Genomic DNA, 13,849 nt, shown 5'->3' on the forward strand with positions numbered 1-13,849 from the left:
CCTTTTCTGATCAGGCGGTCAGGCCCAGATCGGCCATCATCTTGTCGCGCATGATGAATTTCTGCGGCTTGCCGGTGACGGTCATCGGCATGTCGGTGACGAAGCGGATGTAGCGCGGCACCTTGTAATGGGCGATCTTGCCACGGCACCAGTCGCGCAAGGCGTCTTCGGTCATGGACGCACCGGGGCGCAGGATGATCCAGGTCGCAACCTCCTCGCCGTATTTCGCATCCGGCAGGCCGAAGACCTGCGCCTGCGAGATGTCGGGGTGGGTGGTCAGAAACTCCTCGACCTCGGCGGGGTAGACGTTTTCGCCGCCCCGGATCAGCATGTCCTTGGACCGGCCCGTGATGCGGCAGTAACCTTCGGCGTCGATGGTCGCCAGATCGCCGGTGTGCATCCAGCCGCGCTGGATCGACTCGGCGGTGCGTTCGGGATCGTTCCAGTAGCCTTTCATCACCAGATAGCCGCGTGTCAGCAACTCGCCCTGTTGCCCCACCGGCAGGGTGCGGCCATCGGGGCCGACAACCTTGCATTCGGCATGGGGCTGGATGCGGCCCACGGTCGAGACACGGCGGTCCAGGGGATCATCCACGGCGGATTGGAACGAGATCGGGCTGGTTTCGGTCATGCCGTAGCCGATGGTGATCTGGTGCAGATGCATCCGTTCCATCACGCGGCGCATCAGGGGTTCGGGGCAAGGTGCCCCCGCCATGATGCCAGTGCGCAAGCTGCGCATGTCGAAGCTGTCGAATTCGGGATGGTCCAGCATCGCCTGGAACATCGTGGGCACGCCGTGGAGGGCAGCGCAGCCTTCGGCGTCGATGGCGGCAAGGGTGTCGCGGGCATCGAACGCCTCGCCGGGGATGACCATCGTCACGCCATAGGAACAGGCGGCCAGATTGCCCAGCACCATGCCGAAGCAATGATAGAAGGGCACGGGGATGCACAGCCCTTCGCCCGGTTGCAGGCGCATGGCGCGGGCGGTGGAGATGGCGTTGTTGACGATGTTGCGGTGGCTGAGGGTGGCCCCCTTGGGTGCGCCTGTGGTGCCCGAGGTGAACTGGATATTGATCGCGTCATCGGGGTTGAGGCTGGCGCTGATCGCGTCCAGACGGGTGCGGACGGCACGGTTGCCCCGGTCCATCACCTCGTCGAAGGACAGCGCGCCGGGGCGGGGTTTGGGACCCAGTTGCACCACGCTGCGCAGGGCGGGCAGGCGTGCGGCCCGCAACCGCCCCGGCGGGCAGGTGGCCATTTCGGGGGCAAGTTCCGCCAGCATCGCCATGTAGTTGGAGGATTTGAACTGCGGCGCCACGATCAGGCAGGAAACACCCGCCTTGTTCAGCGCGTAGTCCAGCTCGGACGTGCGGTAAGCCGGGTTGATGTTCACAAGGATCGCGCCGATGCGGGCGGTGGCGAATTGCGCCAGCAGCCATTCGGGACGATTGGGGGACCAGATGCCGACGCGGTCGCCCTTGTAGACACCGATCGACAGCAAGCCCGCTGCCAGCCGGTCGATCAGGCGGGCGAATTCATCGTAACTCCAACGGTCGCCAGTCTGACGGAAGACCGCCGCCGCACGGTGGCCGTGGCGGCGCACGACCTCGGCCAAGAAGGCCGGGATCGTCGCCTCGATCAGCGGGCGGTCGGTGCTGCCCGCCACATGCGACAGCCCGTTGGCGGGGCGGATGCCCGGCTGTGATGTGACCCGTGCCGACATGATCCGCCCTTGCCCCCTGCCCTTACATCTTGCGCCAGTCGCCGGCCTGCTCGAACGCCCCGGCGGCGCGGTAGATCGTGCTTTCCTCATAGCGCCGCCCGATCAGTTGCAGGCCGATGGGCAGGCCATCGGACATGCCGCAGGGGATCGACATGGCGGGATGGCCCGTCACGTCGAAGGGCGAGGTATTGGGCAGCATCTCGAAGGCGCGCTGTGTCCAGAGGGCGAGCGAACTGTCGGGCGGCGGCAGCGGGGTTGCCTTCATCGGCGTGGTGGGCATCAGGAGCAGGTCATAGGAGGCGAGGACCTTGTTGTATTCCTCGCGCAGCTGCCGCGACAGGTTCTGCGCCTTGGCATAGTAGCGCCCGCGCGTGTGCTTGAGGTGATACTGCCCCACCAGCATCGAGATCTTGAGCGTGTCCGACAGCTCATCCGCGCGGGAACGCCAGTTCGAGTGATAATCCAGCAGGGAGGTTGTATAGAGCCCTTCCCAGCCGGTGCCGAAGCCATTGCCCAGCATCATCTGGTTCGTCAGACCTTCCAGACCGATGGGTGTCCAGATGGCGGGTCCGTGCAGGTGCCAGGGGATAGAGATCTCGTCCACGGTTGCGCCCAGACGGCGGAACATCTCGGCCCCGGCGCGGACTTTCGCGTCCACGTCGGCCTCGGACGAGGCATGGCCGAAACCTTCCTTGACGACCCCGATCCTGAGGCCCGAAACGCCCCGGTTCACGGCGGCGGTGTATTTGTCGGTGACGACGTCATATTGGCGCGGATCAAGCCCGTCGGCCCCGGCGATGACTTCCAGCATCAGGGCGTTGTCCATGACGGTCTGAGTCATCGGCCCGGCATGGTCGATGGTGTTCTCGATCGGCATGATGCCGGAATAGGGCACAAGGCCGTGGGTCGGCTTCATGCCGTAGACGCCGCAGAAGGACGCAGGCATGCGGATCGAGCCGCCCTGATCGCCGCCAATGGCCATGTCCACCAGCCCGGCCCCGACCAGCGCGCCGGAGCCGGAGGATGACCCCCCGGCCGAGTATCCGTGCTTGTGCGGGTTGTGCACCGCGCCCGTGGCGTTGGTATGGCTGCCGCCGGAGAGGCAGAAATATTCGCAATGCGCCTTGCCCACGATGGTGGCACCTGCGTCCAGAAGCCGGGTGACGATGGTGGCGTCCAGATCAGGGGTGTAGCCCTTGAGCGTGGCCGCCCCGTTCATCATCGGCACGCCCGCAAGGCAGACGTTATCCTTGAGCGCGATGGTCCGCCCCAGCAAGGGCCCGCGCGGCGCGCCCTTGATCTCGGTCTTCACATACCACGCGTTCATCGGGTTTTCATCGGCCGTGGGCCGATAGCCGGAGGTGCGGGGATAGAGCACCGGGGGCAGGTAATCGGGCAGCGCATCGACAATGTCATAGGCATCAAGCGTGCCCTGCATCACGTCCAGAAACTCCTGCACGCGGGCATCCGACATGTGCATGCCCAGTTCCTCGACGATGGTTTTCATCTGGGCATGGGTGGGGCGCTGGACGGTCATGTAGGACATCCTTTCTTGCAACGGGGCCGGGGCGGCGGACCGTGTCGTCTGTGTCTTGGCCTGTGTCGCGGCGTGTTGGGGCGGTGCGGCAGGTTTGGCCGCGCCTAGGGGTTTGGGCGCGGGTTTGGCCGCCTTGCCGCCGCTGGCACCGAAGCCGGTGAATTCCTCGATCAGGGCGGGATCGGCGGCCTCGGACCCTGCCACCTCGCCCATGATGCGGCCCTTCTGGATCAGCAGGACGCGGTCCGACAGGGCGGTGATGAAATCAAGGCTTTGTTCGACCAGAATGATGCTGAGGCCATCGCGGCGGTTCAACTCTTTCAGAAGGTCGATGATCTCGTCGATGATCGAGGGCTGGATGCCTTCGGTCGGCTCGTCCAGCAGGATCAAATCGGGTTCCGAGATCAGGCAGCGGGCGAGGGCCAGCAATTGCTGCTCGCCGCCAGAGAGCGCGCCGCCGTCGCGGTCCAGCAGACGGACAAGGCGGGGGAAATCGGCCAGCACGCGGTCAATCGCGCTGTCTTCGTCCATGTCATGGGCAGCAACGCCCATACGCAGGTTGTCGCGCACACTGAGGTTGGGGAATATCCCGCGCCCCTGCGGCACATAGCCGATGCCAAGCTGTGCGCGGCCAGAGGACCGCATCCGCACCATGTCCTGCCCGTCAAAGACCATGCTGCCACCTGAGGCCGGGATGATCCCCATCAGGGTTTTCAGCAACGTGGATTTGCCCATGCCGTTATGGCCCAGAACACCGAGGATTTCCCCTTCGTTCACGGTCAGGTCGATCCCGTGCAGGACCGGGACGCGGCCATAGCCGGCGCGCAGGCCCGAAACTTTCAGAAGCGTGCTCATGCCCGATGCCCCAGATAGACTTCGCGCGCGCGCTTGTCCGCCGAAATGGCGTCCATCGTATCCTCCATCAGGATGCCGCCTTCATGAAACAGCGTGACCGTGCGCGAGATCATGCGGATGAACTGCATGTCATGCTCCACCACGATCAGGGCCGATGTCTTGTTGATCTCTTCGATCAGCTCGGCAGTGCGGAAGGTTTCTTCATGCGTCATGCCGGCGGCGGGTTCATCCAGCAGCACCAGCCACGGCTCGGCCGCCACCACCATGCCCAGTTCGACCCATTGGCGCTGCCCATGGGCCAGACGACCCAGTTGCATCCGGCGGATATCGCCCAGACGCAGCCGTTCGATCGTCTCGGCGGTCATGCTGCGGGCGCGGCGGTCGTCATGCCAGCGGCGGGCGGAGATCCAGATGTTTTCCTCGGCGGTGAGGCCGTCGAAGACATTGGGCACCTGCGTCTTGATACCGACGCCAAGGCTGGCCACCTCGAAGGGTTCGGCCCCGGTCATGTCCTGCCCGCGGATCTTGACCTCGCCCGCGGAGGGGCGCAGCTGTCCGGTCAGGCATTTGAAGAAGGTGGATTTGCCTGCACCGTTCGGCCCGATCAGGCAGCGCAATTCGCGGTCGAACAGGGTGAAATCGACCTGATCCACAGCGCGGACGCCGCCGAAGTGCATACAGAGGCCACGGGTTTCGACGACCACTTCACCGCGTTGACGTGTCATTCTGTTCCCTCCGCCCGTGCGCCACGGCGGCGGCGTGTGCGCGTGGGGGCCTTTTTGCGCCTTGCATTGACCCAGTCGATGATCGTCGGAGCGACGCCCTTGGGCACCAGGAGCACGAAGACGATCAGGATCACGCCCAGCACAAGGTTGTTGTTCAGCACGCTTTGCCCGCCGAGGGCCGAGGTCAGGTAGAACAGCGCGAAGGTGGCCCCGATGGGGCCGATCAGCGTGCCGCGCCCGCCCACGATCACCCAGATGATCGTCAGCGCCGCGTTATACAGGCTGAACACATCCGGCGTGGTGCGCCCTACCCCGTTGCAGAACAGAACCCCGCCGATGGCCGCGATCCCTGCGCCGATGGTGAAGATGCCCAGTTTGTACAGGCGCGTGTCATAGCCCAAGAGTTCGGCGCGCAGCTCATTCTCGCGGATGGCGACGCAGACGCGGCCGAATTTGGTGTTCACCAGCCAGCCCACGAAGACATAGCACAGGATCAGGGCGGCCATGGCGACGTAGAACACATGTTCCGGGAACAGGAAGGCGGTGGGGTTCCACGGCAGGTTGATGGGCGGCGATGACACGCCGTTGAAGCCGCCCAGAAGCGCGTTGCCGATCTTGTATTCCGGCCCCGAGGTGCGCCGGATCAGCGAGAAGAAGATCAGCGTGACTGTCAGGGTGATGACGCCCAGATAGACATCCGACACCCGGCCATAGAAGATGAAATAGCCCAAGGCGGCGGCAAAGGCCGATGTGACCAGGACCGCCACAAGGATCGCCCATGTCGAGCCGCCGAAGTTGATGGCCGAGATCGTATAGGCGTAGGCCCCAAGGCCAAAGAACGCGACCTGTCCGAAGCACAGGATGCCGCCATAGCCCCAGATCAGCGCAAGGCTGAGCGCCAGCACCGCCAGTGCGATGGCCGTGGTCAGGTTGATGATGGTGAAGAGTTGCAACACCTGTGGGGCGGCAAACATGAACACCACGCCCAGCAGGGCATAGAAGAAGGTCGGGCGCATCTGGCGCAACATGCCGCTGTTCATAGCGATTTCCGGAAGAAGCGGCCCGTGATCCCGCGCGGCATCAGGCGCAAGAGGATGATGGCGGCCAGAAGAAGCGCGATCTCGCCGAAGGTCGATCCCGCGATGAAGGAGAATATGCCGTTGATCCCGCCCAGCAGGACCGATCCGGCCGTGGTGCCCGCAAGGATCGCCGATCCGCCCGAGATCACGGTGATGAAAGCCTTGGCGATATAGGTGGCGCCGATGGTGGGCAGAACGCCTGTCATGGGGGCCAGCAAGCCGCCCGCAAGGCCCGACACGGCCGCGCCCAGCCCGAAGGTGATCATGTAGATGCGGCTGGTGGAGACGCCCAAGGATGAGGCCATTTCCGCGTTCTGCATGGTGCCGCGCGCCAGCAGCCCCAGCTTGGTAAAGCGCAGCGTCAGCCAGACGGCGATCAGCAGGACGATGGTGATCAGGATCAGGAACAGCTCATATCCCGACGCCGAATAGGTGCCGATCTGGATCGCGCCCAAGGGCGGGGCCACGGTGGTGGCCGTCGAGGCCCCGAAGATCGAGGTCACGATCCCCACCAGCAGCAAGGACAGCCCCCATGTGGCCAGAAGCGTGTCCACCATCCGCCCATAGAGCCAGCGGATCAGCAGGCGTTCCACGATCACGCCGATGATCCCCACGACCAAGGGGGCAAGGATCAGCATGGCGACCCAGATGTTCACGCCCGCATTGGTGGCCACCACGACCGTATAGCCGCCCAGCATCAGGAATTCGCCATGCGCAAGGTTGATCACCCGCATCATGCCGAAGATGATCGCAAGGCCAAGGCTGATCAGGGCCAGGTTCGCGATGACATAGGCCAGTTGCAGGCCGATCGCAGCCACGAGATCCAAGGGGCTCTCCGTTCCGGTTCAGGGTTGCGCCGGGGCCATGGGGACCCCGGCGACAGGGTCAGGTCAGCAGCGGGTCGGGATCACTTGATCCCGGCGGCGGCCAGACCGTTTTCGAAGTAGAAGGTCGAAAGGGTCGGATTGGCGTTCAGGTCGCAGACAAGCTGCGTATCCGCCGGAGGCTGCGCCTCGTAGCTTTCGACGATGTTGAACTCCTGATCCTGCAATTCGCCCAGCACGACGTTCTGGATCGCGTGGTTGGTCTGTGGGTCGATGGTGATGGGGCCGGAGGGGCCGTTATAGGTCAGGCCCGACTTGAGCGCCGCCGTCACTTCGGCATGCTCGACGCTGCCAGCTAGTTTGACAGCCTCGGCCCAGAGCATCGCCCCCTCGTAGGAGCGCACGGTCAGCTCGTTCATCGTGGCGCGGTTGGCCCCGAACTTGGCATCCATGCGGGCGAGGAAAGCCTCGTTCTCGGCGTTCTTCACTCCTTCGAAGTAGGAGTAGGCGGCCAGCAGACCGTTGCCCTCTTCGGCGGAGATCAGCTTGTGTTCGTTCCCGATGCCGAAGGTCGTGGAGGCAATCGGGATTTCCTTGTTCATGCCTGCCGCCGCATATTGGCGGTAGAAGGACACATGCGCGCCGCCCACGAGGCCCGAGAACACGAGATCCGGCTTGGCCTGCTGGATCTTGTTGATGGTCGGTCCGAAGTTGGTGACGTCGAGCGGGAAGAATTCGATGGCCAGAGTCTCGCCGCCGTTTTCCTTGACGAAGCGTTCCACCCACTGGGCGATGATCTGGCCATAGTTGTAATCGGCCGCGATGATATAGGCCTTCTTGCCCCATTTGTTCATCGCGTAAGGCACGACCTTGGCCACGGTCTGTGCGGGTGTAGAGCCGGTGCAGACGTTGTTGAAGTCGCACACACCGCCTTCATACTGAGTGTTGTAGAAATAGAGCGTCTTGAAGCGGGCGAGCGTCGGCCGGATGGCTTCGCGGCTGGCCGAGGTGATGCCGCCATGCACGGTTGCGGCGCGGTCGCCTGCGGCGGCTTGGGTGGCGTATTGGGTGTAGAACTGGATGGTGGACTGCGCGTCATACATCTTCAGCTCCACCTCCTTGCCCAGAAGGCCGCCAGCGGCGTTGATGTCGTCGATGGCAAGGCTGGTGGCATCGGCCATTGCGGTGCCGTAGATATCAAGGCCCCCCGACAGGTCGAGGATCGAGGCGAAGATGATCTTGTCGCTGCCCTGCGCCCGCCCGATGATCGGGGCGGATGACAGTGCCAGCGCGGAAGATCCGGCCAGAAAACTTCTACGCGAAAAAGTCATGTCAGTCTCTCCTGTTGGGTTGTGACCTTTGCGGTGCCCTTGCGGGGCCAAGCCGCATCAGTCCTTGGATTCGGACGTTTTGCCGTCCGTTTTCTTGGAACGGGATGCGCTGCTGCGGCGGTCCAGTTGTTCGGTCACGCCGCGCACGCCATCGCCGATATTCATGCCTACTTCCTCGCCCAGCCGCTGAACGGCGGGCAGTTGCAAGGCCATGGACAGCACACCATCGACAAGCTGGTTGACGGTGCCGCCATCATTGGCGGTGCCGCCCTCGCCACCGCTGCCACCTGCCCGGCCCATGCCGGTGATATGGTTGATGCGGATGCTTTCGATTTTCTCGGCCGGTTTGAGCATGCGTTCCACCACTTCGGGAAGGGTGCGGATGCGCGCCTCGTCGAGCTTCATGGCCATCAACTCGGTGCTCTGGCTGTTTTCGGCGGTGATGACGGCGCTGCGGCCCTCGGCCTCGGCCAGAAGCTTGGCCTTCTGCGCCTCGGCGCGTTCCAGCATGGCTTTTGCCTCGGCCTCGGCCATGGCCAGCAGCGTGCCCACTTCGGACCGGACGCGGGTATCGTCCACCTCGGCCTGCTCGGCGGCACGGATCAGGGCCAGCACCTTTTCGCGGTCGGCGGCGGCCTGTTCGCGGATGGTGCGGACCTTCTCCTCGGCCTCGGCCCCGGCGGCGGTGGCGGCAATCGCCTCGGCCTCGGCATGGGCTTCCTCGACCCGCTTGGCGGCAAGGCGCACGGCGTTGTCTGTCCTGGCCAATGCGGTGGCCAGTTCGGCGGCCAGCGTCTGCTCGCGCAGTTCGCGGTCCTTGCTGATCTCGGTCAGGCGCACTTCGCGTTCGCGGGCGATGCGCGCTGCCTCGCGGCGCTTCTCGGAGGTGGCCTGCTCCTCGGCGGTTTCGGCCATGGAGCGGGAGCGGGCGATCTCGATCTCGCGCTGCTGGGTGATCATCGCCTCTTCTTCTTCGCGGCTGATGGTCAGTTTGCGCTTGGTGGCATCCAGCTGGCTTTGGCGGACTGCCACTTCGGCATCCGCCTCGATCACGGCGCGCTCTTTCTTGTTCACGGCAATGATTTCAGCCAGGCGGCGCATACCGAGTGCGTTGAAGGCGTTGTTTTCATCCAGCGCATGGAATGGCGTCTGGTCGATCCGCGTCAGCGAGACGGATTCCAGCAAAAGGCCGTTCTGTGCCAGATTGTCGGTCAGCACGTCCGAGACTTCGCGCGCATAGCCCGCGCGGTTGTCCTGCAATTCATCCATGGTGTAACGCGCGGCGACGGACAGCATGGCATCGACCAGCTTGCCCTCAAGCGTTTCGGCCAGATCGGCAGAGCGGAAGGATTTGCCCGCCAAAGCCTGCGCCGCCGTGGCGACGCCTTCGGCTGTGGCCCGCACACGCACATAGAATTCCGCCCCCACATCGACGCGCAGACGATCCTTGGTGATAATGGATTTCGGCCCCAGCCGTTCGATTTCCAGCTTGGTGGTCCGCATGTTCACTTCGGAGACCTTGTGCAGGAAGGGCAGCGCGATGCAGCCCCCGTCCAGCACGACCCGCTGGCCCCCGGCACCCGTCCGCACGAGACTGACCTCACGCGTGGCTTTGCGGTAATACCTGTTCAGGAAAAGAATGATCAGAATGACGACGACAAGAAGGATGACCAGACTGACGAACACCGTCATCGCGCGCACTCCCGTTGAAGCGGCTCCTTCGGTCTGCGTGACCGTAGAGCGCTGTTATGTCGGCGAACATGTCACCGGATTTCGAACAACTGTTCGCTTTTATTGACCCAGCGTAAGCGGTGCTTTGAAATTCTGTCAATCACCTTGTGTGAGGGGCTTAAGTCCAGACGGCAAGGATGCGTGATGCCAGTTCGCGGGGCCTTTTTTCACTGCCACGCATTTACGCAACGCCCGGTGGCAAAGGCACGGATCAGGGCACGTTTTGTATCGCTTGCGGTTGATCAGACCTGCGCGGCAGACCATGCGGTTTCCAGCCCGATGCGCAGCCCGGTGACCATGTCATCAAGGTGCATCGAGGCGAAATCCGCCCTCTGATGCTGTTCGACCTGCGCGTCATGCGCGATCTGGTCCAGCAGATCAGCCACTTGCGCGGGCAGATAGGGCAGATGGATGAAACCTGCCCGCGTTTCGGGGTGATGGAGTGCACAATGATTGAGCACAGTGTAGAGCGTGGCGTTGCACAGATAGGTGCCCGCGCTGCCGGACTGGCGGCATGGCAGGCCGCTGGCGCGAATCGCTGCCTGCATCGCATCGGCGGGCAAGGTGGAGAGATAGCCGTCCGGGCCGCCATCCAGAACGCGGCCATTCTGTCGATGGCCCATGTTGTCGGGCAGTTCGAACCACGACCAGTTGGCGGCCATGCGTTCGATCCGCAGCATCGCCTCGCCCGGCCAGAGGCCCAGCGAGACGATCACCTGCGGGCGCAGATCGTCGATCAGTGCGGGCAATTGGCGGCGCATGCCTTGGAAATCGACAGGCAGGACATGACCCCGCACCATTGCGCCGCCGATGCGGACGCCATCCAGCGCGCGGCTGACCAGTTCCGACGGATTGGCGCTGCGGCCGCCATAGCCCTGAAATCCTGTGACCAGGATCATGTCCGAACCCTTCTGCCCCGCGGTGGCCTGCGGCCAACCGATCCCCGGGCAGATTGCCGCTGCGGCGGCGAAAAGTCACCACCGGAAACGCTGGCAGGGTTTGGCGTATTGACCCGGCCCGATCAGAAGCCACCCGCCACCATCAGAAGCGGCAGCAGCAGGCCGAACATCAGCATGTCGGCGCTGAAGCCCAGATCATCGTTGCCATCGTCTTCCGGCATGTCCTCGGCCCGCTGGGCGTCCAGTTCCTCTTGCCGCGCGGCGATCTCTTCCAATGAGGGGCCGCCTGTGAACCAGAAAGCCTCGTCCACAGCAGCGACCTTGGCGACGGCTGGCTGCATCATGCTGACCGCCTGCAACGTGTCCTCCGTATCGCCCTCGCCCAGAGCTGCCATCAGATCGGGCGCAAAATCCGCACCGCCGATGGTGACTTGCACGATCTCGCGCGGGGCGAGGGTGACGGACACGAAGCCGTTGTCATAATGCGACTCCGGGTCGAGTTCGGTCAGAACCGGTGTGGCGGTGTTGCTGCCCACAAGATCCCCCGGGGCCACGCCCAGTTTCGTCATGGTGATCGAGTCAAAGCCGGTGACGAGGGAACTGATGTCCACTGTCGTTTCATGCGTTTCGTCAGGGTTGGTGGATTGCAGATAGAGCACCATCTTTTCGTTTCCTGCAAAGACATGCGCTTCGGCATTTTCCAGCGCCAGTTCGCTTTGCTGCCTGTTCGCGCCGTTCAGAACAACGGCGCGCGTGCCCGGCAGGGCCTCGGACATCATGCGGAAAAAGGCGCCGCCCACAGTCTCGTCCGGGTTGCCTTCATCCCCCATCAGATTGGAATTGCTGCCTTGCTGCACCGCCCAGACATAGGCGGCCGAGACATCGTGAAGGCCCATCGCCTCGACCAGATCCAGCATCTCGCCGGCTTGGACCAGACCGAAATCCGTCTCGGCGTCACGACCGGGCGAGCGCACGTTCCATTCGGTGATGACGGGCTTCACGTCATTGAACCCCTCGTCCCAGAACGTGTCGATCAGGCGCAATTCGAACGTATGGCTTGAGGTTTCGAATTCGCCCTTGGAATAGACATGCGCGATCACGCCATCGACGGCTGCGCGTTCTTCGGGCAGATCGAACTCGCGCACGATCAGCAGATTGGCGATCTTGGACCAGGCGACGGTGCCGTTGGAATAGATGAAGCCATCGTCCAGCGGCAGGTCATATTCCGCGCTGAACTGATCCAGCTGGTCCTGCGCTGTCCCACTGTAGCGCCCGTCCAGCGCGGCGTAGCCATTGTCCAGACCGACCTGCACATTGACCGTCGTCTCGGCGAAGAGGGTGTCGAAATCGGGATGGGTGGTCAACTCCTCTTTCACGATCCGGGCCATGGCGCTGGCTACGCGCCCGTATTCGACCGAGGTCATTTCGCCGCTGTCCCAGTATTCATTGCCGATCTCGAACCCCGCGATCCGGGGCGCGCCGTAGAAGCCGTCCAGCGTGTCGCGGAGGAAGTCGCGCAGGGTGTCTTCGTCAATGGCGGCAAAACGGTCGCCATTGGCATCCGCCTGCTGGCTGAGTTGCGAGCGGGTGGGCAGCACGATCATCACCGATCGGTCCGTTTCCTCCGCAAAAGCCATGAACTCGGAATAAGGCAACAGCGGCTGATCGGCCCCGGTGATGTAATGCTCGGCCATCAGGCGGTCAGGATCGGACAGATCGAAATACCGTTCTGTCAATGATCCGCCCGGGTAGCGGATGGTGCTGACGCCAAGGTGTTCGACGGCCTCGTCATAGGTGCCGTTCTCGCCCAGCTTGTCGCGGGTTGCGAGGATATTGGCACCAAAGTGATCGGCGGTATATGTTTGCTCATAGGCAGTCTTGATGGCAAGGCGGGTCATGGTCGGGCCTCGGGCGTGGCGGATTACACGTCCGAGGCTTTGCAGATTATGTGCCTTAACCAATTTTCACGACGGCACGTTGGTATTGCGCGCCTTGCCATGCGGCAGGGTGGCCCGACTTTCGGATGGGTCCTGTCGCCACATGGTCGTGACGGCGCGGCAGATGGGATCACGGCGCGCCGGATGGCACGGGAAACCGCGCGCGGTCGGGGCTGTGGTCAGCTGCGGATCCGGGCTGCCCTGATGCGGCTGGGTGCGGTGCCGAACCGGCGGCGGAAGGCGCGGGAAAAACCGGTGGGATCGACAAAGCCACAGCGCAGCGCCACTTCACGCAGGCTGTGGCGGGTGTCGGTGATCATGCGCCGCGCGGTTTGCAGGCGCAGGTCCAGATAGGCGGCAGCAGGCCCCTGCCCCAGCGTGTCGCGGAACAACTGCTCCATGCGGCGCAGGCCCAGACCTTGGGCGCGGGCGATGACCTCAAGCGGCAGGGGATCTTCCAGATGGGCGTTCATCATGGCAAGGGCGGCGGCAAGGCGCGGGTCATCGGCCATGGGCAACATGCCGGGCCGTTGCGGGCGGGTGCCATCGGTCTGCGCCTCGTATTGGAACGATGCGGCCACCTGCCCCGCAACAGCCGCGCCGCAGCGCGCACCGATCAGGTGCAGCATCAGATCGGCGGCCGGAGCCGCCCCGCCGGCGGTGAAACGGTTGCGCGACAGAACGAAACGGTCCGGCACCACATCGACGCGGGGATGGGCAGTGGCGAAATCCTCAAGATCCTCCCAATGGACGGTGGCGCGGTGCCCGTCCAGCAATCCGGCGCGGGCCAGCACCCAAGGCCCCGCATCGACCGCCCCGATGGCGCGAAAGCGCGGAGCCATCCGGCGCAGCCCGGCGATCAGGGGGCGGGTCGCGATCTCGGACTGGTTGTAGCCTGCAACGACGATCAGCACATCGGCGCCTTCTGCTGCGGCAAGCGCGCCCAGTGCGGGCAGTTCGATCCCGCAGGTCAGGGATACCGCTGCCCCGTCGGGAGACACCACACGCCAGCGAAACCCCTCGCGCCCCAGATGGCGGTTGGCGTTGCGCAGCGGGTCCAGCACTGACGCAACCTCAAGGATCGAGGCGCGAGGCAGGACCAGCACCGCGATTTCGAGCGGGTCGTCAGAGGCCGTGAAGATCGTTTCTGTAAATGCCATTTCCATTTCGTAAATCGCCAAGAGTGGCCATGCAAGCCTGATAGCCTG

General features: G+C 63.9%; 10 protein-coding genes. All 10 read right to left on the reverse strand.

Translation table 11 applies throughout. The features are described from left to right. Window positions 1-10: 10 nt before the first annotated feature. The 10 genes from PVW27_RS10305 to PVW27_RS10350 all read right to left on the reverse strand — a co-directional run bounded on the left by PVW27_RS10305 (window position 11) and on the right by PVW27_RS10350 (window position 13,801). Window positions 11-1,723: an AMP-binding protein gene (locus PVW27_RS10305; RefSeq protein ID WP_274557439.1), complete on the reverse strand. Its 1,713-nt coding sequence runs from the start codon at window positions 1,721-1,723 to the stop codon at window positions 11-13. Window positions 1,724-1,745: 22 nt separating this feature from the next. Continuing rightward, window positions 1,746-4,115 (reverse strand): amidase, encoded by a 2,370-nt coding sequence (locus PVW27_RS10310; RefSeq protein ID WP_274557441.1) that lies wholly within the window; start codon window positions 4,113-4,115, stop codon window positions 1,746-1,748. After that, on the reverse strand, window positions 4,112-4,840 hold the full coding sequence (locus PVW27_RS10315) for an ATP-binding cassette domain-containing protein (protein ID WP_274557443.1): 729 nt from the start codon (window positions 4,838-4,840) through the stop codon (window positions 4,112-4,114). The genes PVW27_RS10310 and PVW27_RS10315 overlap by 4 nt, the downstream gene beginning before the upstream one ends. Further along, the gene (locus tag PVW27_RS10320; RefSeq protein WP_274557445.1) at window positions 4,837-5,880 is read right to left on the reverse strand and encodes an ABC transporter permease subunit; all 1,044 of its coding nucleotides are present in this window, start codon (window positions 5,878-5,880) and stop codon (window positions 4,837-4,839) included. The genes PVW27_RS10315 and PVW27_RS10320 overlap by 4 nt, the downstream gene beginning before the upstream one ends. Continuing rightward, the gene (locus PVW27_RS10325) at window positions 5,877-6,737 is read right to left on the reverse strand and encodes a branched-chain amino acid ABC transporter permease (protein WP_274557520.1); all 861 of its coding nucleotides are present in this window, start codon (window positions 6,735-6,737) and stop codon (window positions 5,877-5,879) included. Before PVW27_RS10325 ends, PVW27_RS10320 begins: the two co-directional genes overlap by 4 nt. A gap of 89 nt (window positions 6,738-6,826) precedes the next feature. Then, a complete protein-coding gene (locus PVW27_RS10330) occupies window positions 6,827-8,074 on the reverse strand; it encodes an urea ABC transporter substrate-binding protein (protein WP_274557447.1) in 1,248 nt (415 codons plus the stop codon). A 57-nt stretch (window positions 8,075-8,131) separates the two neighbouring features. Then, window positions 8,132-9,766 (reverse strand): flotillin family protein, encoded by a 1,635-nt coding sequence (locus PVW27_RS10335; protein WP_274557448.1) that lies wholly within the window; start codon window positions 9,764-9,766, stop codon window positions 8,132-8,134. 281 nt (window positions 9,767-10,047) lie between these two features. Beyond that, the gene (locus PVW27_RS10340; RefSeq protein ID WP_274557450.1) at window positions 10,048-10,704 is read right to left on the reverse strand and encodes a pyroglutamyl-peptidase I family protein; all 657 of its coding nucleotides are present in this window, start codon (window positions 10,702-10,704) and stop codon (window positions 10,048-10,050) included. Window positions 10,705-10,826: 122 nt separating this feature from the next. Beyond that, window positions 10,827-12,602 (reverse strand): type I secretion protein, encoded by a 1,776-nt coding sequence (locus PVW27_RS10345; RefSeq protein ID WP_274557451.1) that lies wholly within the window; start codon window positions 12,600-12,602, stop codon window positions 10,827-10,829. A 218-nt stretch (window positions 12,603-12,820) separates the two neighbouring features. Next, window positions 12,821-13,801: a GlxA family transcriptional regulator gene (locus PVW27_RS10350; protein ID WP_274557452.1), complete on the reverse strand. Its 981-nt coding sequence runs from the start codon at window positions 13,799-13,801 to the stop codon at window positions 12,821-12,823. Between the last annotated feature and the right edge of the window lie 48 nt (window positions 13,802-13,849).

It is taken from the genome of Seohaeicola sp. 4SK31 (genome assembly GCF_028802875.1).
Taxonomy (GTDB): Bacteria; Pseudomonadota; Alphaproteobacteria; order Rhodobacterales; family Rhodobacteraceae; genus Seohaeicola.